The 23,232-nt window shown below is 68.8% G+C and carries 21 protein-coding genes and 2 tRNA genes; 13 read left to right on the top strand and 10 right to left on the bottom strand.

What is annotated here, in order from left to right; genetic code table 11:
- Positions 1 to 1,032 (bottom strand): DUF222 domain-containing protein (locus AOM06_RS05965; protein WP_062303819.1); only part of this gene is annotated, 1,032 nt, incomplete at its 3' end.
- Positions 1,033 to 1,215: 183 nt separating this feature from the next.
- Positions 1,216 to 1,458, bottom strand: a complete 243-nt coding sequence (locus tag AOM06_RS05960) for a hypothetical protein (RefSeq protein WP_062303818.1) — start codon at positions 1,456 to 1,458, stop codon at positions 1,216 to 1,218.
- A gap of 158 nt (positions 1,459 to 1,616) precedes the next feature.
- Between AOM06_RS05960 and AOM06_RS05955 the strand changes: the two genes are divergently transcribed.
- Together AOM06_RS05955 and AOM06_RS05950 are read left to right on the top strand one after the other, a co-directional pair.
- Entirely contained in the window at positions 1,617 to 2,183 is a 567-nt protein-coding gene (locus AOM06_RS05955) for a dihydrofolate reductase family protein (RefSeq protein WP_062303817.1), read from the top strand.
- Between the two features lie 54 nt (positions 2,184 to 2,237).
- On the top strand, positions 2,238 to 3,503 hold the full coding sequence (locus AOM06_RS05950) for a deoxyguanosinetriphosphate triphosphohydrolase (RefSeq protein ID WP_062303816.1): 1,266 nt from the start codon (positions 2,238 to 2,240) through the stop codon (positions 3,501 to 3,503).
- A 6-nt stretch (positions 3,504 to 3,509) separates the two neighbouring features.
- Here AOM06_RS05950 and AOM06_RS05945 read toward each other — a convergent pair whose 3' ends face one another.
- Genes AOM06_RS05945 through AOM06_RS05930 form a run of 4 tightly spaced genes read right to left on the bottom strand, consistent with a single transcriptional unit; the run spans position 3,510 to position 5,804 of the window.
- Entirely contained in the window at positions 3,510 to 4,499 is a 990-nt protein-coding gene (locus tag AOM06_RS05945; RefSeq protein WP_062303815.1) for a DUF368 domain-containing protein, read from the bottom strand.
- The gene (locus AOM06_RS05940; protein ID WP_062303814.1) at positions 4,496 to 4,930 is read right to left on the bottom strand and encodes a hypothetical protein; all 435 of its coding nucleotides are present in this window, start codon (positions 4,928 to 4,930) and stop codon (positions 4,496 to 4,498) included. The genes AOM06_RS05945 and AOM06_RS05940 overlap by 4 nt, the downstream gene beginning before the upstream one ends.
- Positions 4,927 to 5,349, bottom strand: a complete 423-nt coding sequence (locus AOM06_RS05935; RefSeq protein WP_062303813.1) for a hypothetical protein — start codon at positions 5,347 to 5,349, stop codon at positions 4,927 to 4,929. Before AOM06_RS05935 ends, AOM06_RS05940 begins: the two co-directional genes overlap by 4 nt.
- The gene (locus AOM06_RS05930) at positions 5,349 to 5,804 is read right to left on the bottom strand and encodes a DUF6941 family protein (RefSeq protein WP_156159019.1); all 456 of its coding nucleotides are present in this window, start codon (positions 5,802 to 5,804) and stop codon (positions 5,349 to 5,351) included. The genes AOM06_RS05935 and AOM06_RS05930 overlap by 1 nt, the downstream gene beginning before the upstream one ends.
- Positions 5,805 to 5,919: 115 nt before the next feature.
- Between AOM06_RS05930 and dnaG the strand changes: the two genes are divergently transcribed.
- The 3 genes from dnaG (at position 5,920) to AOM06_RS05915 (ending at position 8,907) form a co-directional block, all read left to right on the top strand.
- A complete protein-coding gene (dnaG, locus tag AOM06_RS05925; RefSeq protein WP_062303845.1) occupies positions 5,920 to 7,887 on the top strand; it encodes a DNA primase in 1,968 nt (655 codons plus the stop codon).
- Between the two features lie 76 nt (positions 7,888 to 7,963).
- Positions 7,964 to 8,389, top strand: a complete 426-nt coding sequence (locus AOM06_RS05920) for a VOC family protein (protein WP_062303811.1) — start codon at positions 7,964 to 7,966, stop codon at positions 8,387 to 8,389.
- Between the two features lie 83 nt (positions 8,390 to 8,472).
- Positions 8,473 to 8,907 carry a hypothetical protein gene (locus AOM06_RS05915; protein WP_062303810.1) on the top strand — a complete coding sequence of 145 codons (435 nt, stop codon included), beginning with the start codon at positions 8,473 to 8,475 and terminating at the stop codon, positions 8,905 to 8,907.
- Between the two features lie 63 nt (positions 8,908 to 8,970).
- Here the strand turns inward: AOM06_RS05915 and AOM06_RS05910 are convergent.
- Both AOM06_RS05910 and AOM06_RS05905 read right to left on the bottom strand, forming a co-directional pair.
- A tRNA-Asn gene (locus AOM06_RS05910) sits at positions 8,971 to 9,046 on the bottom strand.
- Positions 9,047 to 9,123: 77 nt separating this feature from the next.
- Complete coding sequence (locus AOM06_RS05905; protein ID WP_062303809.1) at positions 9,124 to 9,324, bottom strand: CsbD family protein; 201 nt, start codon at positions 9,322 to 9,324, stop codon at positions 9,124 to 9,126.
- 147 nt (positions 9,325 to 9,471) lie between these two features.
- On the opposite strand from AOM06_RS05905, the gene AOM06_RS05900 reads away from it, so the two are divergent.
- The 5 genes from AOM06_RS05900 to AOM06_RS05880 all read left to right on the top strand — a co-directional run bounded on the left by AOM06_RS05900 (position 9,472) and on the right by AOM06_RS05880 (position 15,378).
- Positions 9,472 to 9,545, top strand: a tRNA-Ile gene (locus AOM06_RS05900).
- A 62-nt stretch (positions 9,546 to 9,607) separates the two neighbouring features.
- Positions 9,608 to 10,003: a pyridoxamine 5'-phosphate oxidase family protein gene (locus AOM06_RS05895; RefSeq protein ID WP_169747726.1), complete on the top strand. Its 396-nt coding sequence runs from the start codon at positions 9,608 to 9,610 to the stop codon at positions 10,001 to 10,003.
- A gap of 137 nt (positions 10,004 to 10,140) precedes the next feature.
- Positions 10,141 to 11,601, top strand: coding sequence for an SNIPE associated domain-containing protein (locus AOM06_RS05890; RefSeq protein ID WP_228372868.1), 1,461 nt, complete (start codon positions 10,141 to 10,143; stop codon positions 11,599 to 11,601).
- Between the two features lie 442 nt (positions 11,602 to 12,043).
- Positions 12,044 to 14,389 carry a hypothetical protein gene (locus AOM06_RS05885; protein WP_062303807.1) on the top strand — a complete coding sequence of 782 codons (2,346 nt, stop codon included), beginning with the start codon at positions 12,044 to 12,046 and terminating at the stop codon, positions 14,387 to 14,389.
- A gap of 2 nt (positions 14,390 to 14,391) precedes the next feature.
- Complete coding sequence (locus tag AOM06_RS05880) at positions 14,392 to 15,378, top strand: hypothetical protein (RefSeq protein ID WP_156163600.1); 987 nt, start codon at positions 14,392 to 14,394, stop codon at positions 15,376 to 15,378.
- A 208-nt stretch (positions 15,379 to 15,586) separates the two neighbouring features.
- Here the strand turns inward: AOM06_RS05880 and AOM06_RS05875 are convergent, their stop codons facing one another.
- The gene (locus AOM06_RS05875; protein WP_062303805.1) at positions 15,587 to 17,317 is read right to left on the bottom strand and encodes a hypothetical protein; all 1,731 of its coding nucleotides are present in this window, start codon (positions 17,315 to 17,317) and stop codon (positions 15,587 to 15,589) included.
- A gap of 909 nt (positions 17,318 to 18,226) precedes the next feature.
- On the opposite strand from AOM06_RS05875, the gene dinB reads away from it, so the two are divergent.
- Positions 18,227 to 19,423 (top strand): DNA polymerase IV, encoded by a 1,197-nt coding sequence (gene dinB, locus AOM06_RS05870; RefSeq protein WP_062303804.1) that lies wholly within the window; start codon positions 18,227 to 18,229, stop codon positions 19,421 to 19,423.
- A 305-nt stretch (positions 19,424 to 19,728) separates the two neighbouring features.
- On the opposite strand, the gene AOM06_RS05865 is transcribed toward dinB, so the two are convergent.
- Positions 19,729 to 21,156 carry a hypothetical protein gene (locus tag AOM06_RS05865; protein WP_062303803.1) on the bottom strand — a complete coding sequence of 476 codons (1,428 nt, stop codon included), beginning with the start codon at positions 21,154 to 21,156 and terminating at the stop codon, positions 19,729 to 19,731.
- A 471-nt stretch (positions 21,157 to 21,627) separates the two neighbouring features.
- On the opposite strand from AOM06_RS05865, the gene AOM06_RS05860 reads away from it, so the two are divergent.
- Together AOM06_RS05860 and AOM06_RS05855 are read left to right on the top strand one after the other, a co-directional pair.
- The gene (locus tag AOM06_RS05860) at positions 21,628 to 21,831 is read left to right on the top strand and encodes a cold-shock protein (protein WP_062303802.1); all 204 of its coding nucleotides are present in this window, start codon (positions 21,628 to 21,630) and stop codon (positions 21,829 to 21,831) included.
- A gap of 216 nt (positions 21,832 to 22,047) precedes the next feature.
- Positions 22,048 to 23,157: an acyltransferase family protein gene (locus AOM06_RS05855; protein ID WP_062303801.1), complete on the top strand. Its 1,110-nt coding sequence runs from the start codon at positions 22,048 to 22,050 to the stop codon at positions 23,155 to 23,157.
- The last annotated feature ends 75 nt before the right edge of the window (positions 23,158 to 23,232 follow it).

Raw genomic sequence — 23,232 nt, 5'->3', positions numbered from 1 at the left:
GCGCTCGGCCAGGGCGATCCTCTGGGCGGGGGTGAAGAACCTCTTGGCGTAGCCCACATCGAGTGCTTGGGAGCCGGTGCCGAGGACGACGGGCAGGATCTGCATGTCCACGGCGAGGCGGCGGACGTCGCCGGGGCTGAGGGGCACGCCGATCGCGTCGCAGGAGCCCAGCCCGACGCCGGTGCGCAGCGCCTGCTCGTCGATACGGACCACGACGGTGGTGGATACCCCGGAGCCGGGCTCGGTGCAGCGCATCCCATGTCGGGCGAGGTCCACCAGCGCGTCGACGCGCATCCGTCCGGCCTCACCCGGATCGGCGGGTCCGAGGCCTTCGTCGCGGCGCTTGGCGAACCCGGCCGAGACCTGCGCATCCAGCCAGGTCTTCACCACCGCACCCGACGCGGCATCGAGCCTGCCGTTGAGGTTCACCATCCCGTCGGCCTGCTCGGTGACGTTGAGGTACCGCTCGCGGCGTTGACGGTCCTGACGCTCCTGCCACCGGTCCACATCCCACCGCGCGACCACATCCGTGCACGCCTTGCGCAGGTCCGCCAGCGACAGCCGTCGCGCGGACGCGACGAGCGTGTTGGCTAGCGCCTCGCCGGCGCCGTCGCACTGGTCCAGGGTCTCCACGATCAGGCGGGCCTGCGCCGTCGACAGCTCGCCGGCGAGCACCGCGGTCGCCACCGGCGAGGACCCCCGCCCCGCCCCGCCCCCGTCAGCGGCCAGCAGCGTGCCGGCCTCGATCGCGTCGCGGGCCTGTCCTCCCGTGCCGCCCTGACCCTGCGCGACCATCTGGTGCGCGTTCCGATGTCCGTGCTTACGTGCCATGCCCCCGCCCTTGGCCGCATCGGAGCGGCGGGCGACCTCGGCCGCCACCGCAGCATGCGGCAGGGCGGCCAGACGTGCGAACCGCGCCGTCACCTCCAGCACGGCCGCCAGCTCGGCCTCCGACAGCGCCCCCAGGTCGCAGCGCGCGAACGGCGCGAGCGCCTCACGCGCCGCGTCGATCACCTCTACCGGGAAGGTCATGACACCAGTCAACACGAGGAGTCTGACACTCACCCCCCGATATCCACCCTGGTAGATGTGGAAAACGACACCAGTTTCCAGGCCGGGGACATCACCTCCCCGCAGTGCGACGCTCGACACCGGGCTGCTAGTAGCGGCACCGGACACACGGGGATGTCCTTGGGCCAGCGGGTTGGGCGCGGACTAATCGGGACGGCTGGTGTTCCCGGTCGTCGAAATGCCTAGGTGTGCCTTGGATTGGGCAAGGAACCACTCGACAACCTCGAACGGCATCGCGGCATCATGCGCCATTCGAAATTCGCCGCGTTGCGATCCGTCCGGTTGGAAGACCTCGGCAACGACCTCGCCGAAGTCGTCATGCAATTCGAGCGCCACGCCGTCGCGCTCTCCCACGAAACTGGCGAAGACCAGGCTGTAGCTGTGCACCCCTCAATCAAACACCGCGCGCCAGCAGGTCCTGGCAAGGCGCACTGGGTGACCATGCGTGGCGCACATCCCTGCGGGTGCATTCACGAGTTGCTCCCTTCGACAGCCCTCTCGATCCCCACCCCACCCCTGTCACACCCCCGCACTACCGTGAAGCCATGACCCAGGTACGTGCCTACCTCGCGATGTCCCTCGACGGATTCGTCGCCGGCCCCGCCGACGACCTCGCCTGGCTCGACAGGACCGCCGAGAGGGCCCCGATCGGCGCAGAGCCCTGGACCTCCGCCGACACCGACCAGCCGCTCGACTTCGAGCCCTTCCTCGACCAGGTCGGTGCGATCCTCATGGGGAGGCGCACCTACGACGTCGCTGCCGGCTTCGACCAGTGGGCCTACCGCGACATCCCCATGCTGGTCGCGACGCACCGTGACCTGGGGCACGCCCGCCCGTCCGTGACCGCTGTCGACGGCTCCCTCGCAGAGCTCCTCGCCCGGGCGCGAGAGCATGCCGGAGACAAGGACATCTACATCGACGGCGCGATGATGGTCCGCGAGGCCCTGGAGCAGAGGCTGCTCGACCATCTGGTCGTCACGCTCATGCCGACGGTCCTCGGCGCAGGCGTCGCGCTCTTCGCCGGCTCCACCCACCCCACCGAGCTCACGGTCGAACGCGTCGCGCGCTACGGCCCGGGCCTGGTCCAGCTCCACCTGCGGCCCTCCGGCTAGGACGCCGCGCCACACCTCCCCAGACCACCGCATCGTGCCCGCTAGAGTCGAGGTATGACCGCGCCTCCGCCCGGCTACGCCGCAGCCGACGTGCAGCGATACGTCCAGGAGCCTCCCAAGCAGGCCCAGCGCACGCCGTTCGAACGCGACCGCGCGCGCATCGTCCACTCGAGCGCGCTCCGACGCCTCGGCGCCAAGACACAGGTCCTCGGCGCGGGCACCGGCGACTTCGTACGCACGCGCCTCACCCACACGCTCGAGGTCGCGCAGGTGGGCCGCAGCCTCGGCAAGGTGCTCGGCTGCGACCCTGATGTGGTGGACGCGGCATGCCTTGCGCACGACCTCGGCCACCCGCCCTTCGGTCACAACGGCGAGCGCGCCCTCGACGAGGTGTCCCGTGACATCGGCGGCTTCGAGGGCAACGCCCAGACGCTGCGCCTGCTGGTGCGCCTGGAGCCGAAGTCCTTCGACCCCGAGACCGGGGAGAGCGTGGGACTCAACCTCACGCGCGCCGTCCTCGACGCGAGCGTCAAGTATCCGTGGCGCGAGCCCGAGACGCCCACGCGTCCCGACGGCAGCCCCACGCGCAAGTTCGGCGTCTACGACGACGACCTGCCGGTGTTCCGCTGGCTGCGCGAGGGCGCGCCCGAGCGCGGCCAGAGCTTCGAGGCGCAGGTGATGGACCTCGCCGACGACATCGCGTACTCGGTCCACGACGTCGAGGACTCCGTGGTTCATCACACGGTCTCACTGGGGGTGCTGCGCGACCCGGGCCGTGCCAGGGAGATCGCTGACCACGCGCGCGAGTGGTACGGCCGGGGCGAGCCCGAGGCGCTCATCGCCGCGCTCGACCGGCTGCGCGCGGAGCCGTGGTGGATGGAGGAGTACGACGGCTCCCACCGCGCTCTCGCCGCGCTCAAGGACATGACCAGCCAGCTCATCGGCCGCGTGGTCGGGACGGTCGCCGAGGCGACGAGCGTCGCGTACGGCGACGGGCCCCACACGCGCCACCACGCTCAGCTGGTGATCCCCGAGGACCTCGCCGACGAGATCCTCATGCTCAAGGGCATCGCTGTGCACTTCCTCATGGCGCCGCGTGAGAAGAAGGCCGCCTACCGCCAACAGCGTCAGCGGCTCACGGACCTGGTTGGGGCGCTCGTCGAGCTGGGGGACGAGGCGCTCGAGCCGCACTTCGCCGTGATGCACCGCGACGCGACGGACGATGCGGCGCGCAAGCGGGTGGTCATCGACCAGGTGGCGTCCCTCACCGACAAGTCGGCGTACGACTGGCACCACCGCTACGTGGCGCGGAGGCGCTGAGCGCGCTCAGTCCTCGTCCGCGGGCGCGGGCTCGGGAAGCTCGACCCCGCCCGTGATCCGATGCTCGATCACCAGCGTCGCGACCACCACGAGCGCGCCCACCGCGAAGGCGATGACGGGCCCCGCGAGCGACCCGTACGGCGCGACGCGAGCACCGTCCGCGTCCTGCCACGGCCACAGCGCGACCAGCGATCCCGCCATCACGCCGGTGAGCGCGACGAGCGTCACGCGGCGGTGGTGCTCGAGCAGCCACTGCAGCACCTTGACGATGGTGACCAGCCCGATCGCGCATCCCGTCGCGAACAGCGCGAGATACCCGAGGTCGCGGTCGTTGAGCGCGGCGATGGTCGGCTCGTACAGACCCATGGTGAGCAGCAGGAACGAGCCGGACAGCCCCGGCAGCACCAGCGCCGACACCGCGAGGGCGCCGGCGGGGACCAGGATGTACGGCTCGGGGGAGAGGTTGCCGCCGGGGAGCGAGACCACGATCCCGACCGCCACGGCCGCGACGGCCGCGAGCACCCACTCGCGCACGCCCCATGCGCCCGCGCGGCCGGAACTCGACGCCGAGGCGCGCGAGTGGCGGAACGGCACCGCGAGCGAGGCGACGACGAGGCCGAGGAACAGCCCGCGCATCGTCTCCGGGTGGTCCTCGAGCAGGCCCTCCATCACGTGCGCCATGCCGACCAGGGCAAGGACCATGCCGACGCCGATCGGGATCACCACGGCCCACGCGACGTGCGAGAGCTGCTCGTGCGCCCGCGCGAGGCCCCGACCACGGAGCCCGTCCGTCAGCGCGAGGCGCACGCCGCCGATGAGGTGGCCGGCGGAGGTCAGCAGGGTCTCGTAGACGCCGGTCATGAGCGCGACGGTGCCGCCGCTCACGCCCGGGACGGTCTCGGCGGTGCCGATCATCGCGCCCCGCACCACGTTGAGGGCGAGCGACAGCGGGCTGCGGCGTCGCGTCTCGACGGCGGGCTCGGGGGCGGCGGTCATCGGGCGTCTCCCGTCGTGGCAGCGGACGGTGCGGTGGACGATGCGACGGCGCGGGCCGCTCGAGCGCGGCGCTCCCGCACCAGCAGGATGAGCGCGGCGAGCGGCAGCAGCAGCGGCACCCAGCCGTACGCGGAGCCGTAGCCGGTCCACACGGTCTCGTCCGCCCACCACGAGGGCTCGACGTAGCCGAGCGTCCCGACCACGAGCACGCCGGCGAGCTCGATCGCGGTGCCGACGAGCGCGACGCCCGCCCACCGCCTCCACAGCGCGATCGCGATCACCAGGTACAGCAGCGCGGAGACGCCGGACACCAGGTAGGGCACGGGCGCCTCGGAGAGCTTCGTCGAGATCTGGTAGCTCGAACGGCCCAGCGCGGCGAGCGCGAGGACGGCGTACGCGACGATGAGCGAGATGCGCGCGACGGGGTTCATGCGGCGGTCTCCAGGATGACGTAGACGCGCCACGACACCACCGCCAGCGCGATCGCGACGATCGCCGCCGCGGCGGCGTCGACGCGCGCGATCTGAAGGGGGGACAGGACGGGCCGGTTCGGATCGGGGTCGCCGGCCGCGGCCTCGGGCGTCCCGAGCCTGCCGATCCCCAGCAGCGCGAGCAGCGCCACGGACGCGATGAGGTAGCCGAGCGCGAGGATCATGTCCGCGTCGATGCCTGTCAGCAGCAGTGCCACGACCGTGACGGCCTGCACGCCGGCCGCGACGAACGCGGCCGGCGTGATGAGCTTGAGGGCACGATGCAGGCGGGGCCACGCAAGGGTGGCAAGGCCCACGATCGCGAGCACGGCGCAGACGACCAGCACCAGGGGGTAGACGACCCCGGTGTAGATGCCCACTAGGCGCGCTGAGCCGCCTGCTGCACGCGCATCGGCAGGCGGGTCATCTCCTCGCCGTCCACGCTGATGACCCACGAGAAGAGGCGGGGCTTGTCGAAGCGCAGTCCGTCGATGGTGAACGCGAAGCTGGCGACCTGCTCGTCGCCGTCGACCAGGTGGGCGGGACGGCCCACGGTGAACTCGCCGCCCATGGCGCGCACGGGGGCCGGCTTGCCCTCGGCGTCGGGACGGATGCCGATGGGGTACTCCACGCCGTCCTCGGTGAGGAGCTTGAGCTCGAACTGGTGCGAGCGGTTCGTCTCGGTGAACGGGACGTGCACGATCGCGCCCACCGACAGCCGGCGGTGCACGGCCGGGAAGCCGTTGACGAAGATGATGTTCCACCCCGCGCCGAGCGCGTAGATCTTGTTCTGCACGACCTCGGCCGAATCGGCGAGGAATGCGTCCACTCTCACAACAGCGTCCTTTCCTGGGGGTGCGCGTCCAGCCTAGCGCCACCCGGTGACACGGCGTGGACCGGGACGGTGGGCGATGCGCGGGCCGGGCGGCGCGCCCGAGTAGTCTGTGCGCGTGGCGGGCACGATCAACAGGGACGACATCGCGGCGGTCCGCGAGCGCGCGCCGATCGAGGACATCGTCGGCCAGCACGTGTCCCTCAAGTCCGCCGGCGTCGGCTCCCTCAAGGGCCTGTGCCCCTTCCACGACGAGCGTTCCCCCTCCTTCCACGTGCGCCCGGCCGCCGGCCGCTGGCACTGCTTCGGCTGCGGTGAGGGCGGCGACGTCATCGAGTTCGTCATGCGGATGGACGGGCTGCCGTTCGCGGAGGCGGTCGAGTACCTCGCCGAGCGCGCGGGCGTGACCCTGCGCTACGAGGCGGGCGGCCGCCGCGGCTCCGAGTCCGGTGCGAACATGCGCCGCCGGCTGCTCGAGGCGCACCGGGTGGCGAACGACTTCTTCCGAGCGCAGCTCGCAAGCCCGGAGGCGCGGATCGCGCGCGACTTCCTGCGTGAACGCGGCTTCGATCGCGAGGCGGCGGAGATGTTCGGCTGCGGGTACGCGCCGCAGGGCTGGTCCCACCTCACGGACCACCTGCGCAAGAACGGCTTCACCGAGCCCGAGCTCAAGGCGTCGGGCCTGGTCTCCGAGGGCCAGCGCGGCGTCTACGACCGCTTCCGCGGACGGCTCGTGTGGCCCATCCGCGAGGTCACCGGGGACGTCATCGGATTCGGCGCGCGTCGTCTGCACGACGACGACCAGGGCCCCAAGTACCTCAACACCCCCGAGACGCAGATCTACAAGAAGAGCCACGTCCTCTACGGCATCGACCTCGCGAAGGGATCGATCCGCTCCGAGCGGACCACCGTGGTGGTCGAGGGCTACACCGACGTGATGGCCTGCCACCTCGCGGGCGTCACCAACGCCGTCGCGACGTGCGGCACGGCGTTCGGCGAGGACCACGTCAAGGTGGTGCGCCGGCTCATGGGCGACACCGGCCAGACGCAGCTCAAGGTCGGCGCGCACGGCGCCAAGGTGGTCTTCACGTTCGACGGCGACGAGGCCGGGCAGAACGCCGCGCTCAAGTCGTTCGCGCTCGACCAGCAGTTCCTCGCCCAGACGTTCGTCGCGGTCGACCCCGAGGGCATGGACCCGTGCGACATCCGTCAGCGCGATGGGGACGATGCGGTGAAGCGCCTCATGGAGCGTCGCGTCCCGCTGTTCGAGTTCGTCATCAAGGCCTCGCTCGCCTCGCACGACCTCGAGACCCCCGAGGGTCGCGTGGCTGCGCTGCGCACCGCGGCGCCGATCGTCGCGCAGATCCGTGACCGCGCGATCCGACCGGAGTACGCGCGCCGGCTCGCGGGCTGGCTCGGCATGGAGCCCGCGGACGTCCTCCGCGCGGTGTCCCAGGCGGGGCAGCGGGGGAGCGGCGCATCGTCCCCGGGACGTCCCGCGCCGGGAGGCGGCGCGCCCGGCCCGTCGCAGGCGCCCCCGCCCTACGACGACGGCCCGCCGCCGATGGACCCCGAGACGGGTCAGATCGCGACCGTCACGGTGGCACGCCCCAACCCGCGCGACCCCGTCGTGCGCGCCGAGGCGCTGTCGCTCGGCGTCCTGCTCCAGGCGCAGCGCGCGATCGCCGAGGACGCGCAGGCGCTCGGGATCTACCGCGAGCTGGCGCGTGACTCCTACGTGACCCCGCAGTACGCGCAGGTCTTCGACGCGGTGGCCGCGGCGGGCGGACCGTCGGAGGCGCCTGCCGACTGGGTGGGTGCCGTGGTCGAGCAGGCCGGTCCGGATCTCGCGCCGCTCGTCTCGCAGCTCGCGGTGACGCCGCTCCCGCATGACAAGCCGGCCGAGTCGGGCGTGTACGCGCGCTCGGTGCTCGCGCGGCTGCTCGACAACGCGCTCACGCGCAAGATCGCGGACCTGCGCGGACGCATGCAGCGTGCAGGCGCGGGGTCGGAGGTCGCGCAGGAGGCGTTCGCGGAGATGATCCGCATCGAGGCGCGCCGACGCGAGCTGCGCGAGAACGCCTGAGCGCGGGTCCCGCGCGGCCGGGCCCCCGATGTCGGACCCCGCGCGTAGCCTCCAAGGGAGACACGAGGAGGCCGTGATGGCAGCACCGCGGATATCGCTGGTGACCCTAGGGGTGGCGGACATGGATCGCGCGCTCGCGTTCTACGAGGCGTGGGGCTGGAAGCGCGTCGACCGTGAGGGCGGGCTGGTGATGTTCCAGGCGAACGGCACGCTGATCGCGCTGTTCGGGCTCGCGGACCTCGCGGAGGATCAGGCGCGGCCCGGCGCGACGCTCGGCACGGGAGCCATGACCCTCGCGCAGAACTACGCCACCGAGGCGGAGGTCGACGAGGTCTTCGCGGAGGCGCTCGCGGCCGGGGCGACCGAGCTCAAGCGTCCCCAGGCGGTCTTCTGGGGCGGATACAGCGGCTACGTCGCGGATCCCGACGGCCACGTGTGGGAGCTCGCGATGAACCCGTTCTGGCCGCTCGACCCGGACGGCACCGTGGCGCTCGGGGGATAGCCCCGCCGCCGCATCGTCCCTGGTGCGGACCTTCGGCGCCCGAACTCTGGAACCGCGCGCCGCACTTTGCTAGGTTCCGAAGGGTGGACGCTGTGCTCATCATCCAGGAGCGGGCGCGACACGATGTCGCGGCGCTCGATCCTGTCGATGTGCCGTCGATCCGGGGCCTTCGCGACATCAGGCTCGCGGCGCTCATGAGGCACGCCAGGCGCCAGATCCGGCATGCGATGCGGGACGAGGGCGCGCTGCGCCCGTGGTGGGAGCGCTCGCCGCTGCTCATCCTGGTCGCGCCGCTGCTGCTCACGTGGGCCGCGGTGTTCCACAACGGCACGGCGCTGTTCGTGGGGTTCGTCGCGGTGGCGTGGGGGATCGCGTCGGAGCCGCGTGTGAACCGCGCCGAGCGGCGCGAGTACGCGCGCCTCATGACGGCCTACCGGAACGCGGCGGCCGATGCGCTGGACGCCCGCGCGGACCGGCGGCAGTGGGAGTGGGGCGACGGCTACGGGCTGACGACGTAGCTCCTCCGGGTGCCTCACCCGGGCAAGCAGAAGGGCCGGCCCTCGAGGAGGACCGGCCCTGGATGGCTCCCCCGACTGGACTCGAACCAGTAACCTGCCGATTAACAGTCGGCTGCTCTGCCAATTGAGCTACGGAGGAAGGCGAGGAATACTCTACCGGATGCCGGAGGGGTCTGATGACCAATCCGGGGGTCGAGAGTCGCCCTTCTTCGCCTGTCAGTCCTTGTCGGTGGCCTCGTTGAACTTGGCCGCGACGGCGTCCTTCGCGTCCTCGACCTTGTCCTTGGCCCCGGCCTTGAGCTGGTCCATCTTGCCCTCGGCCTCCATCTGCTCGTCGCCGGTCGCCTTGCCGGCGCCCTCCTTGGCCTTGCCCTTGAGATCCTCGGCGGCGTTGCTTGCGCGGTCGGACATGCTCATGGCTTCTCCTCGTCGAATCGTCGTCGGCCGCGGTTGCGGCCACCCCAGGTGCAAGTCGATTCGGGTCCGAGGCATTCCCCGGGTGCGGGGCGCGCGGGTGTCGGCCCGGCGCGTCGCTAGACTGTCGGGCGGCCTCCCCGAGGCCTCGGGCCAGTAGCTCAGCCGGTTAGAGCAGTGGACTCATAATCCATCGGTCGCGGGTTCGAGCCCCGCCTGGCCCACTGTGGGAGTCCACGCGGCGCTGGGGCGGACCGGAGTGACGGCCGCCGCGAGGCGCGAGGCGGTGCGGGAGCTGCTGACGGAGTCGCACGAGGCCTGGCTGCTCACCAGCCGCGTGGCCGGTCGGGGCATCCGGACAAGGCCCGTGCGGCTGTTCGGCGGCCGCGGAGGGCCAGATGTGATGGTGTTGACGGGTGCGACGTCGCGCAAGGCTGCGGAGATAGAGCTGTGGCCGGAGGTCACGCTGGCCGGACCGATCGCGGACGGCTGGTTCGCGGCGGAGGGGACCGCCCGAGTGCTTCGCGACTCCGCGGACGTAGAGGAGCTCGTCGTGGAGTGTGCGCCTGGCGTCCATGCCGCGGACATCTGCGTCATCGCGGTCACCCTCACAAGCGCGCGCAGGTGGGTCGTGAGGTCCCCGTCGGCGTTCGACAACGCCATCGACACGCTGCTCCCGTAGTGGAGGCGCTGCAACCGGCAACGGTCGACGGTCGTGGCCTGCCGCGCCGACCTTCTCGGGTCGACCGAGAGGGACGTCTGTCCGGATTGCATCGTGCGTGCGAGGTTCCGCCGCTGCGTCGTTTGGATTGTGGCGGGGTGTCGGACTTCGCACATACGATCGTGAGTATCACTGCTGATACTGAGGGGAATCGAGCAATGGCGCAGATGGCTGAGGGTTGGTATGCCGACCCGACGAAGCGGCACGAGAAGCGGTACTGGAACGGGTCGTCGTGGACCGACCATGTCTTCACGAAGGGCACGCAGAGCGTCGATCCGTACGTTGCAGTCGCTCCGACCAGCGCGGGCGTGACGGGCCAGGAGCGGAAGGTGCCGCTGTTCGGTGCCCGCAAGCACGCGAAGAGCCTTCAGGAGGAGAATGACCGCCTCCAGGGGCTGATCGACAAGCACGGGCTGGGGGAGATCGCAGACCTCGACGCCGCACGTTTGGAAGTCATCGCCCAGATCTCGCAGGCGCGCGCCGACCTCGCGGGCGCGCAAGCGGCCCAGCAACTCGCCGATGCGCAGAAGCGTGACGCGGAGCAAGACCTCGTCAACCTGCGTCAAGCCGCGTCCATGCAGGAATTCGGCATCTACGACTACGAGCACCCCGCCGAATCGTCTGTGACGCTCGCCACCGAACTCGCGGGGGTCCGCGTGCAGATCAAGCAGCTCGTGGCCGCGAAGAGGGCCACGTCGGCGTCGTCGAACTTCACGTTCAACAACTCTGCCAAGCAGGGGGAGAGGTTCGTGAACGACATGTCCAAGCTGATGCTGCGCTCGTACAACGCGGAGGCGGAGAACTGCGTCAAGACCGTCAAGGCCGGCAACCTGGCCTCCGCGCAACAGAGGCTGACGAAGTCGATGGAGCAGGTCGAGAAGCTCGGCACGATGATCAACCTGTCCATCACCGCCCCGTACCACCGGCTGCGGCTCAAGGAGCTGGAGCTCGCGGCCCGCCACATGCAGGCCCTCCAGGCCGAGCGCGAGGCCGAGCGGGCGCATCGTGAGGAGCTGCGCGAGCAGCGCAAGGTCGAGGCCGAGCTCAAGGCCGCACGCGAGAAGCTCGAGAAGGAACGCTCCCACTACGAGAACGCGCTCGCCGCCCTCGAAGCCAAGGGTGACCTCGAAGGAGCCGCGCGACTCAAGGAGAAGCTCGCGGACACCGACAAGGCCATCGCCGACGTCGACTACCGTGCCGCGAACGCCCGCGCCGGCTACGTGTACGTCATCTCGAACATCGGCGCGTTCGGCCCCGACGTCGTCAAGATCGGCCTGACACGCCGCCTCGAGCCGATGGACCGCGTCAACGAGCTCGGCGACGCATCCGTGCCGTTCCGCTTCGACGTCCACGCCCTGTTCTTCGCCGACGACGCCGTCACCCTCGAGACCAACCTCCACCAGCGCTTCGCCGACCGACGCCTCAACAAGATCAACCTGCGCCGCGAGTACTTCCGCGCCACACCCCAGGAAGTCCTCGACGCGCTCAAGGAGCAGCACGTCGAGGTCCTCGAGTTCACCCTCGAGCCGGCAGCGGAGGAATACCGGGCCAGCGAGTGAACCGCGGAAGCGAGGTCGCGCCGCGCGCCGCCGATTGCGAAATCGACGACGATCAGAACGACGGAGACGGACCAGGGAGCGAGACCATCAATCGATACTGGGGCAGTCCTATTTACGCGCGGCGAACCGATGTGAGGGCGATGTTGAAGCGAGATGAAAGTGCACTATTTAGCCGACGGTGCAGGTTGAATGCGCCCGCCTCACGCTACGTTGGCGTGCACGGGCAACGTGGGCGTAGTCAGGTGATCGTATGAGTCGCATGGTGGCGTGGCGGTTGCGCCATCTAGGCACACCTCGCTTCTGGAAGCGCCGTCAACGCCGAATCGAAGTGAAGCGGCGCTTGCAGGCTCGCGCGGCGAGATTGCGGTCTCGGTACACAGACCTCCGTGGTGCCTCGACGGCTGGATGGGTTCTCGCGAGGCGAAGCTTCGGCCCGATCGCTGTGGCGATCGTGGGTGTCGCCGCGGTCGAGTTCGTCAGCACGATCATGCGCGGAACCTCCTGGGGCGTCGACCAACAGATCTTCGCCACCACGGCGGCGGATCTGCAGGATCCCGTTTCGGTCTTCGTCGGCACGACCGCCGCCATCGCGGCCACACTCCTCGGCCTCTATTACACGACGGTGGGCGTAGTCGCCTCGACAATATACAGATCCGTCCCAGGTGTAGTTCGCGATCTGTTCATTCGCGAACGCTCAAGCGAGACATACCTCAGAGTGCTCATCTTCACGACGACCGCTGCCGTCACCGTGCTCGTCTCGCGAACGCTCGGCTACGAGGTCACGGGCTTGACGCTCGCGGTTCTCGGCGTATTCACGGCCCTGACCGCTGTAGGCCTCGTGGTGGTCACGAAGCACCTGTTTGACTACTTCGATCCGTCGCGGCTATCCACACCACTGCTGCAGCAGATCGTGGTCAGCATCCGCGTGGCAACCGAACCCAAGACGCGATCATTGGCGCAACGACAAACGGACTCGCATCTCGACGCTTACCGAGCACTCGCATCATTCAAACACGTGGTCGAGATGCTCTCCACGCAGAGCCTTAGAAGCGCGTCGGCGCCGGTGGATCTGACCACGCAATTGATCTGGATTGTCAGCAACTACTCTGCGGTGAAATACCGGATCCCCACTGACTCGAATTGGTGGGACCGCGTGCCTCGCCATCAGAACTGGCTCACGGTCGACCACACCCGCCTCGAAATGGCGCTGCTGACCTCGGCAGGCACACCCCCAGAACTTCAGCCTGACTACTTGTGGCTCGAAACCAAGGCCGCACGGCTGCTGCGTACGACGCTCGCCATCGCGTTCAGTTCGCAAGCCGGCGCGAACGCACTTTCGGTTTCGGGGTCCGTCGCAAGACTCGTAGGCAACCTCACCGCCCGGTTGCAGATCGACGAAGCCGTCACCATCGAGACGGCCTGGGACGACGCCGTATCTGGAGTGACCATGACCTCCCACGTTGCTGCTGGCGACGCGGATGACTACGAGGTGAGGCTCAATCAGATGGCGGCTGCCGAGAGCCTCCTGCAGCCGCTCGCGTTCATGCTTCTCGGGCTGTCAAACGCGGCGGAGCGCATCGCCGCGACAGACTTGTCGGCAGACCTTGAAGCGGCAATCGCCAATCCAGATGTGCTGTACCGCGGTGACCTCCCTACTGAAACCCGGCAGATGGTGGAGAAGTTCTCACTGGCGATTGAACGTGAGCTCAGACTCGAGGGTCGCCGCATCACGCCGACATGGTGGATTGCGCACCTCGCCGCCCGCAGCATGTCCGAAGCGCTACTGGCAACTGAAGCTGGCGTGCTAGAGCGAGTCAAGGATCGAACTGTGGAACAGGTCGACCTGTTCAGGGCCCAGAATCGACCTGACCTCGCTGCTGTGACCGGAATGGCATCCCTAGAGCTGTTCGACAAGATCGAGTTCCACGAAAAGATCATCCGGCGGGCCGAAGCGCACCTCAAGTCGTACTGCAATTCGAACACGAGCATCGAAGGCTGGCCCGAGCGCACGCAGTCGCCGTTTGATGCAGCCGACGAGCACACCGCCATGGTCGAGCGCCTCGCAGAACTACTGCCCGACCTGTGGAACGAGAAGTTCGACCCCCGCGAGCCGGACTTGTACGGCCAGCTGTATCAGTTCGTTGTCAATGGGGCGTTCACCGCAATAATCGGCGGCGATACCGCCCGGGGTCTGAAGATGTATACCGCGTGCGTTCTCGAGATGGATCAAGCACGCGTTCGCATCGCGGCCGATCTCAACAAGGCGGGGGCGCGAACGCAGACAACGTTCGCAGTGGAGCCGATCATCACGGTGATGGACCTCGCGGGGTACGCGCTAGTCATGTATGAACTCGATAGTGATGGGATCTGGCCCCAGATCAAAGAAATGTGGAACCGAATCTTCGACAGCAAGCCCGACCTGGCGCAATTCCTCCTGGATGCTGCGATGTTCGTGGACGCCACCTTCGCAATGACTCCCGGCGGGCTCGAACGCAGCCGTCGACAGATCGGCCTGAACCGAGTGCTCGATGAGCGAGGCGTTCGCGCGAATCGCCGGTCGGGATTCGGTGGGGCCGATGGGGCGAAGCGCCCGCACCGCAGCCCCATTATCTCGGCCTTGGCGCCAGGGGACTATGGCATCCACGACGACTTGTACAGCTTGTTCATCGCGGAAGTTCTCGCAGGCAGACTCCCACCGGAGACCGACATCGGGCATCGGGCGAAGTCGCTTGCCGGGCAGATTGCACGGCATCGCGCGGATGACGCGCAACGAGATGGGAGCAGCTAGTCGTGTTCGAGAACCCCTTCGAAAGGATGATTGGCTCACTTGACGGCCGCAATCGGCAGCAACGAGACAACTATGTGCAGCCAGTTTCTCCACGAGCACAGCGGCCCGAGCGGGTCGGGCACGAGCACATGTTCTTCGACGATCTCCACACGCACGCCCTGCCGTATCGAAACTCTGCGGGGCGCGGCTTCGCGCTCACGGTAGAACCAGCTGACGACACCGCAACGAGACTCATCACTGATGCGCTACCGGTCGTTGGCTACCGTCACGGAACTCTCCACGAGGCCTTCCACGACTACATCCAATCCGCGCTCTTGCGGCTTGGCGAAGGCGAGATGTACCTCGAGATTGAGTACTTTCGTCAAGACGAGGGAGTTGTTGACCCGGTCGCGTTCCAAGTCCACATCCTTGAGCGTGAGTTTGTATCGAGGCGATTCGGTCATTACCACTACCGCGCAAGACACGTTGACTCGGATGGCAGGTCGCGGATCGTAGACGAGCCAATCGACAAGGAGACGCTCGTTGTTGTGCGTCCACCGAAGGCCTTGCGACGGCACCTCGATCGAGCCCTCGCGGCAATCCGCGCCTCCGGCGATGAGGTGTCCGTAATGATGGATTTCACGACGGGGCGGCACGGTGCGAACAGCGGGTTCGACCTTGAAACCCTGAAGCGGAAGACCAGCGACGTTGTCCTTCGCTCGACCCGTGACACTGGCTGGACCGCGAGGTCGCTCTATGCCGAGGATCTACTTGACCCCCAGAAGGCGTGGCGCGCCATTCAATTCGAACGTCTCATTGTGGCTCTCCGCGAGACCGCCCTGGGGGCACTGAACGATGCGATCCGTCGTGCGGGTGCAAGACTCCACTTCACGGCCACACTTGAGTTGTCGGGAGTCCTTACGCTGCGGGATCTCGACGAAATGGAGCGCGCTCTGAACGACGGCAGCCGTCCAATGGCCGAACTCCTCGCGCCGGGCCTTGCCAGATAGGGCTGATGCCGCGTCAGCGGTGATGAGACGGCTCAGACGTCACCCGAGCGATGCCGCCGCGCCTCAAGTCGGGTGCCCGGGTGGTGCGCCGGGGGCGAGCCCAGCGTGCGTTCGACTCTGGATCGAAGTGCCGGCTTTGCGTTCCAGCGCGCTCGCGTTCGCGACGGTGGCCTCCGTCGCGGGTCACGTGAGCATGACTCTTTGAGATCTACGCTTCCGGCGGCACGGGTATGTGGCCTCGAACGAAATCGCGCAGGCCGACCTTTTCGAATGCCCCCGAGTGCATGTCTGCCTCGAGCGCCATCAGCGCTTCGTCGCCAGGGATCAGTTCGACCACCTTCGCGATCCTCGTCTCTGCGGTGACCTGGTTGCCGGCCGCGAATGCGCGTTGTGCAAGTTCGAGTTGGAGTGCTGCATCGAGGCGTGGCGGCAGTTCGAGCGTTGAGTTGCTGGTGCTGCGCAGCGACTTCTCGCGATTGTCGACCAGTGCTGCGAGTTCATCGTCACCCCACGGAAGGTCGTTGCCAGTGAGGATCCCCACCGCCGCGGAGTAGATGCTGGGCTCGTTGAGAAGTGGCGCAAACTTCTCGCACAACCCGCCCGGGTCGTCCCGCCGATGCTCGGGTCGCATCACCAATTGCCACAGGACGTACGTGGCGATCATCGGAAGTTGGTTGGCAGGTTTGTTCTCGCCAGGGAGCAGTTCCTCGATGCGCCCCAGCGGATTCGACATGTCGGCGATGGCCTCGGTCTGGCCTCCAATCGTCGCCGTGACCATCTCGACGAGCGCCGAGAACAGCCGCGGGACTGCGCTTGCATCGAAGTTGCGCTCGAGGTGGATCCAGTACTGAGTTGCCAATCGCACCTTGACGATCCCGGGGAGCGAGTCGCCGTACCTGTGACAGAAGCTCTCGTCGAACTCTGTCGACGCGCGAGCGACGAACTCCCGAATCACGTGCTGACACAGGCGGTGCAGCCCTTCCAGCGTCAGGACGATCGTGCCCCGGTGCCACGTCGTGTCCTCGTCGTCCGGTAGCACCCAGAGCTCTGGAGCAAGGTCACGCAGTTCGTGAAGTGACTGCGAGCGCGCCTTGTAGGCGAAGTTCAGCGCGTTGCGCAGGTCGACATCTCGGATGGGGCGTGTGGCGCCCACCGCACCCGAGCGGTAGTAGTCCTCGCCTACGTGATCGATCACGAACGCCCTGAACTTCGCTGTCGCGCCGAACTTCTCGGCCTCCAGTACCGCCGCGTGGACCGCATCGCGCTGCTCGGGAGTGAGGTCGTTCGTGGCCGCCTCGATGAGCCTGCGCTTCTCGTTCGGGTAGTTCTCCCAAGGCGTGTCGGGCACCTCCGCGGCTGCCGACAGCGACTCGAGCGCCGCGACCAGCAACGTGTACGAGAGCGTGACGTCGCTCGACGACATCGCAATCGCGTCCGACACCCTGCGGATCGCGCGCATCGCGGCCTCGAACTCCGGCCGGCGCAGCGCGAGCAGCTGCGCGCAGAAATGACGCAGCGACGTGATCTCATCGTCCGTGATTGTCCGCTGAGGCTCGAGGACACGGCGTAGACGCTTCCCACGAGCGGGGCCGCTCGGGCGCGTGCCCGCGACCAGGCTCTCGACAAGCACCGAGTCCGACAGCACCACTATGTCCAAGCCGAAGGCGACCACGTCGACCATGTCGTCGATCAGCTCGTCACCGCTCGTCGCAATGTGGAAAGACTCCGTCCCGTCGGGGTTGAACTTCGGCAGCCGGTCAGTCGCCTCCACGGTTAATGGGGCCACCGAGCCGAGCGCGTTGGTGAACCGCAGAGTTCCGATGGGCAGCTCGATGTCATCGGCGTTCATGCGGATGCCATTGCTATAGACCACCCGCCGGTGGACAGTCTCGTGACAGTCCTGCTCGGTGAAGTACATCCCACTCGCGATCTGCAGCATGCGGCCATCCAATCAGCGGCAGCCCCGAGGCGGAAGTGTCGGCGGCGGCGGCTGTCCATTCCGCACCACCGCGACGCCGGTGGCCGACCACGGTCAATCACCGGTCGCCGCAGCAGGGATTGCGGACCGGTGATGCACGCGCTGCCCCCCGACGTTGAACTTGCCGCAGGCGCACTCGCAGCGGTGCGTGCTGGCTCCGGCGCAAGAGTTTCCTGACACTCTGTCGCGCGAGGGTCCGGACCGAGGACCGACGCTCCTCCAAGCCGGGTGCCCGGCACTGTTGGGCGTCCCCGCTGAGCATCGGGGGAGAGGTGGACCTGCGACCCGGGATGTCGCGGCCTCGCGATCAGCCGGTGTGACTCACGGGACGAGGACTCTCGTTCCGGCGTGGAGATGGTGCGTCGTGGGCGTCTCGGCAGTCGACGCGGGCGAGGCGAGATCGCTGGACTGCGCTCAGGCCCCGCGTGGCGGTCCGGGAAGATGGTGCCACGCCTCGAACTCGCCGTCGGCGTCGTGGCTGGTAGACGTAACTGTTGCGAGGGTGGGATCGTTCCGGATGGACTGTACGGAAAACAGGTATGGACTGGGGACTCGGGCAGTACGGCATACCTCCTGGTCAGTCAATTCCGAGTCTTCGCCACTGTGCGCGCACTCGTGATGCGGGCGTTCGTCCACTCGTTGTTCGTTCGATGTCTGGTGAGCCGTCGTGCTCGAGCGGATCGGGCTGCCTTGGCCGTGCCCGTGCGGAGCTTGGTGCCGCGCGGCGGGTGTGATGAGCCGCGGCAGAACGCCTCGAAGGGCGTCTGCCCCGGTGTTGATCGACGTCGACCAACACTGGGGCGCGCCCACGCGGTGTCTGGCGCCGGTGAGACCATTCCTGGAAGAGCGTGTGGCGACGGGAGGTGAGGGATGCGCGGAGAGGCGACGGTGCTCCACGCCGACCTCGACGCGTTCTACGCCTCGGTCGAGCAGCGCGACGAGCCCGCACTGCGCGGACGGCCCGTGATCGTGGGCGGCGGCGTGGTGGTGGCCGCGAGCTATGAGGCGAAGGCCCGGGGCGTGCGCACCGCGATGGGCGTGCAGCGGGCGCGTGCGCTCTGTCCCGACGCGATCATCGTCCCTCCCCGTATGGAGGCCTACTCCGCGGCGAGCCGTGCGGTGTTCGCGATCTTCCACGACACCACGCCGTACGTGGAGGGAGTCTCGATCGACGAGGCATTCCTCGAGGTGGGCGGGCTTCGCCGCATCGCCGGGACTCCCGAGGGGATCGCCGTGCGCCTGCGGGAACGCGTGCGTGCCGAGGTCGGGCTCCCGATCTCGGTGGGCGTCGCGAGAACCAAGTTCCTCGCGAAGGTTGCGAGCGCGGTCAGCAAGCCCGACGGGCTCCTCGTGGTGGCGCCGGACCACGAGGAGGCGTTCCTTCATCCGCTCCCCGTCGAACGGCTCTGGGGCGTCGGCGCGGTGACCGCGGAGAAGCTGCACAGCAACGGCGTCTACACGGTCGGGCAGCTGGCCGAGCTCGAGGCGGCGACCGCCGAGCGGTGGCTCGGCAAGGCGGCCGGCGCGCATCTGCACGCGCTCGCCCGGCTCCGGGACCCTCGGCCGGTCGAGGCGACCAAGCGCCACGGGTCCATCGGCTCGCAGCGCGCGCTCGGCAATCGGTCGTACACCAGCGGTGAGCTCGGGCTGATCCTCACTCAGATCGTCGACGGTCTGGCGAAGCGTCTGCGCGATCGCGGATCGGCGTGCGCCACCGTGGTCCTGAGGCTTCGCTACGGCGACTTCACGAAGGCGACCCGATCGCGCACGCTCGGCGCGCCTACCGATCGCACCGAGGTACTGCTCGGCGTCGCCCAGCGATTGCTCGCTGCGGCGGGTCCCGACATCGCTGGCCGGGGCGTCACCCTCATCGGCGTCTCGCTCGCGCACCTCACCAGCGCCGGCACGCTGCAGCCCGAGCTTCCGATCGACTGGCACGACGGGGCGCGCATCGACACCGCCCTCGATGCGGTCCGCGATCGATTCGGCTCCGCCGCCGTCACGCGCGCCGCGCTCATCGGTCGTGACCCTGGTGTGTCGGCACCGCGGCTGCCTGAGCACGAGTAGACGCGTGGAGGGCCGGCAGGGGACTGGCGGGGTCGGTGGACAGTGCTGCGGTCTGGGGTGACGGCGCTCGAACGGCGTAGCATGTCGCGAGCAGGCGCCGAGCATCGTTCCTGGTAGACGTGCTCCTCGGATGGAAGTCCGCGCCTAGATTGGGCTGTTCGCAGAACGGCGATGGGCCGGGGGTTCCACCGCAGGACGTAGTCCCTGGACAGTCAATTGCGAGTCGTGGCCACGCGGGGTGCCCCTGCGATCTCTGAGCGCAAGGCGCGCGCAGCGCACGGGTCCTCGCCGCGCGGTCACGGCCCTCATGTAGACGATGTCCACCCGGGCAGCTGGAAGCCGCTTCGCTGGTGCGACTCATCGATCCTGATGCTGATGCAGCTCAGCATCCCGACCGGTCCTTCGCCCTGGTATGCGTCGGAAGTGCGTGTGCGGCGCAACGTGTGCGCCACCTCCTTGCGGAGCCTCGCGATCTCGAGTCCGTCGAGCGGGGCGTGGCGCGGCGGTACGGATCCACCTTCACATCGCCCTGATGCCTCTTTCTCAGCCAGGAGTTCCGCTGAGAGCTCCCATGAGTTCCCATGCGGTGCCGCGACCCCGAGGGACTCGAGATCGGCGAGTGCGAGGCGGATGACCGAACCGTGGGGGTCCACCGACGCCATCTCGCTGAGCAGCGCCGGGAGGCGGCCGTCAACCGTGCGGCCGGGTGCCATGCCTTCCGGGTGGCGACCGACGACCAGAGCGGCGAGACCCTCCGGTTGAAGGCCTTGCGGGAGCGTCGCCGTGACCTGCGTGCGTTGGCCGCCGTCGCTGCTGACTGTCGCGTACCCGCGTTCGCGCGCCTCGAGCAGTGCGCCCACCACGAGCTCCGTCGCCAGGGCCTCGACACTTGTCGGGGTGCCCGTCCACGTGGCGACTCGGCGGCGTTCGCGGCGCCCTGACGGCGGTGGAGGGCTTGCGAAGACGCGCGCGGCGGTGACGAACCGAGTCTCGGGATATGCGGGCCACCGCAGCAGGGCCGCGGCCTCGTCGGCTGCCGCGGCATCGCGCTCGGCGTGCGCGACATCGTCCCCCGAGATGCCGAGGTGGGTGGGGAGCATGTTCGTGAGCATCAACCCGCCGCCACGGCCGATCCAATCCACGAGGAATGCCAGGAGAAGCACGATCGGCGCGCCGAACGCCGTCCAGTACCAGTCCTCCCATCCCGCCGCCGCGCTGTGCCGGAGGTCGATCACGGTGAGCACGGTGACGAGCGCGATGATCGCCGCCGTGCGGACCGCGGGCCCGTGGCGTGCTGCGGCCCGCCACGCCCCCTGCCAGCGCGGACCGTCGAGCACGGCCTTGCGCATCGCCTCGACGCCCTGCGGCATCTTGCGTGTAGCGGCAAGCTGTGCGACCGGGAGGAGTGCGATCAACGAGACGATCAGCACCGCCCTCACCGCGTCGAACGGGAGCCCGGAGCCCGCGGCGAGAGCGGTTGACCGGTCCTCGTCGCTGATGGTCCATTCGTCGGCCAGCCACATCAGCAGGAGGTCGTTGGTGGCGACGAGCGCGAAGAGCCCGCCCAATCCGTCGACGACGAACGACACCGCAAGAACCACGGTGCAGTACGCGAGGAAACGGACGGTGACGTACCCGAGCGGGTTCGTGCTGCGTAGGATCGCCAACTGGTCGGCGCGGTGTCGTTGCGGCGCGCTGAGGTCCTCGCTTGCGGAACCGTTCGCTTCGGCCACCTTTGTATCCTGCACCCGGTGCGACCTGCAGGTCCATGATCGGCCGGCGATGGGCGCCTCGCCGGGCTCGCGGCACGATGCACGGAGGCATCCGAGGAGTCCCCGAGAGCGCGGACAGCGTCGAGCGCCTCGCGCTGCTGAGGGTGGTCGGCGCGCAGGCGATGTCCTAGGCGCCCCGCGCGTCGTCTCTGGGCCAGGCGTCGACCATGCCGTACACTGAACAATCGCGAGCAACCGCTCGCATGCGCGTCGAGCCCGGCGGACCCGGGTTCCGAGCACCACCAGCGCCCAGGCGTGTACATCTCCGCCCGGATCGCGAGTCCCTCCACGCCAGCGTCACCACGCTGTTCGGCGTGACCGGATCCACATAGACTTCCGTTGGCCTCGGTCGACGGGATCGACGCACGTCGGCGTCGCCGGCGACGTATCATCGGCCGCACCGCGGTCAAGCAACACAGAAGGAACAGCATCATGGCTACTGGCATCGTCAAGTGGTTCAACGCCGAGAAGGGCTTCGGCTTCATCGCTCCCGACGACGGCTCCGCCGACGTCTTCGCGCACTTCAGCGCGATCAACTCCTCGGGCTACCGCACGCTCGAGGAGAACCAGCGTGTCGAGTTCGACGCCGAGCAGGGCCCCAAGGGCATGCAGGCGGCGAACATCCGCCCGCTGTAACTCAGCGTCTCGACGGAGGCCCGTCGCGGTCCGCCTCACGGCGGCCGCGGCGGGCCTTCGTCGCGTCCGGGTCGCCGTCGCGCTGACACATGAGCGTCAGCACAGCGCTGTGCGGGCAACCGTATGTCAGCGGGGTGCAGGGGGGACGATGCGCAGGCCCCGCCCGTTTTGCGCGTTTTCCTGGCCATTTGTGGAGATCGTCGCTACGGTGACCGCATGCGGACCGGGGGGATTCGGCTGGACTCGCTGACGGGTCTGCGCTTCGTCGCGGCCCTCGCGGTGTTCCTCACCCACGCCCTGCCGCGGCTGCCGGCCGACAACCCGGTCGGGCGCTTTGCCCAGGACTGGCTCACGCAGGGCCGCGTGGGCGTCTCGTTCTTCTTCATCCTCAGCGGCTTCGTCCTCATGTGGTCGCGCCGTCCCGACGATGCGCCGCGCGCGTTCTACCGCAGGCGCGCCGCGCGCATCCTGCCGGTCTACTGGCTCTCCCAACTCGCCTCGTTCCCGGTCGCGTTCGCGATCAGCGGGGGAGTGGCGATCTCCGACATCGTCCTCCGGGCCACCCCCGCGATGCTCGGCATCCAGTCGTGGTTCCCCGACGCCGCGATCTACCACGCGGGCAACCAGGTCTCCTGGTCGGTGGCCGACGAGCTCTTCTTCTACCTCATGTTCCCCGTGCTCGCGGTGGTCGTGCCGCGGGCGCGGCCGCGGCGCGCGCTGCTGGTGGTCTCGGTCGCCGCGATCGTCGCGGTGCCGGCGGTGGTGGTCGCGCTCGGCAGCGGGCCCGTGGGCAGCTGGGCGGTCTACATCCTGCCGCTCCAGCGCATCACCGAGTTCGTCATCGGCATGGCGCTCGCGCACGCGATGCTGCGGGGGTGGCGCTCGCCGGTCGGGCTGCGCACAGCGAGCGCCCTCTCCGTGGCGGCGTACTTCGCGGCGGGCGCGGTGCCGGAGGCCTTCGGCGACGTCTCCGTGACGCTCGTCCCGCTGGTGCTCCTCATCGCCGCAGCTGCCGCGGCGGACCAGGACGGCGCATCGTCCCCCTACCGGTCGCGGCGCCTGGTGGTGCTCGGCGACTGGTCGTACAGCTTCTATCTCGCGCACTCGCTGATCCTGGTGAGCGTGAGCGGCGTCGTCGACAAGGCGCTGCCTGGCGCGGTGGGCACGGACCTCGCGCCGTCGCTGCTGGCGATCGTCGGCGCGCTCGTGGCCTCGGTCGCGGCGGCAGGAGCGGCGTACACGTGGGTCGAGAAGCCGCTCGAGCGTCGCCTGCGTGGGCGCGTGAGGGAGCCTGCCCTGGTGCGGACGCCTTCGCCCGGCGACTGAGCGAACGCCCACTCGGCTCGATGGGCCATTCACCCGCCAGCCGCGGTCAGCAGGACACCCGATGGCGATACGGTG

Source organism: Demequina subtropica, assembly GCF_000971235.1.
Classification (GTDB): Bacteria; Actinomycetota; Actinomycetes; order Actinomycetales; family Demequinaceae; genus Demequina; species Demequina subtropica.
The sequence above is the reverse complement of the archived record's forward strand: the minus strand, read 5'-3'. Positions and strand labels throughout refer to the sequence as shown.

What these genes read in the sequence shown, in the direction of transcription:
- AOM06_RS05920 (WP_062303811.1), top strand. Translation starts at nt 7,964, where the DNA reads ATGGCAGCACCGCGGATATCGCTGGTGACCCTAGGGGTGGCGGACATG.
- AOM06_RS05945 (WP_062303815.1), bottom strand. Translation starts at nt 4,499, where the DNA reads ATGACCGCCGCCCCCGAGCCCGCCGTCGAGACGCGACGCCGCAGCCCG.
- dinB (WP_062303804.1), top strand. Translation starts at nt 18,227, where the DNA reads ATGCGCGGAGAGGCGACGGTGCTCCACGCCGACCTCGACGCGTTCTAC.
- AOM06_RS05950 (WP_062303816.1), top strand. Translation starts at nt 2,238, where the DNA reads ATGACCGCGCCTCCGCCCGGCTACGCCGCAGCCGACGTGCAGCGATAC.
- AOM06_RS05940 (WP_062303814.1), bottom strand. Translation starts at nt 4,930, where the DNA reads ATGAACCCCGTCGCGCGCATCTCGCTCATCGTCGCGTACGCCGTCCTC.
- AOM06_RS05855 (WP_062303801.1), top strand. Translation starts at nt 22,048, where the DNA reads ATGCGGACCGGGGGGATTCGGCTGGACTCGCTGACGGGTCTGCGCTTC.
- AOM06_RS05955 (WP_062303817.1), top strand. Translation starts at nt 1,617, where the DNA reads ATGACCCAGGTACGTGCCTACCTCGCGATGTCCCTCGACGGATTCGTC.
- AOM06_RS05875 (WP_062303805.1), bottom strand. Translation starts at nt 17,317, where the DNA reads ATGCTGCAGATCGCGAGTGGGATGTACTTCACCGAGCAGGACTGTCAC.
- AOM06_RS05860 (WP_062303802.1), top strand. Translation starts at nt 21,628, where the DNA reads ATGGCTACTGGCATCGTCAAGTGGTTCAACGCCGAGAAGGGCTTCGGC.
- AOM06_RS05905 (WP_062303809.1), bottom strand. Translation starts at nt 9,324, where the DNA reads ATGAGCATGTCCGACCGCGCAAGCAACGCCGCCGAGGATCTCAAGGGC.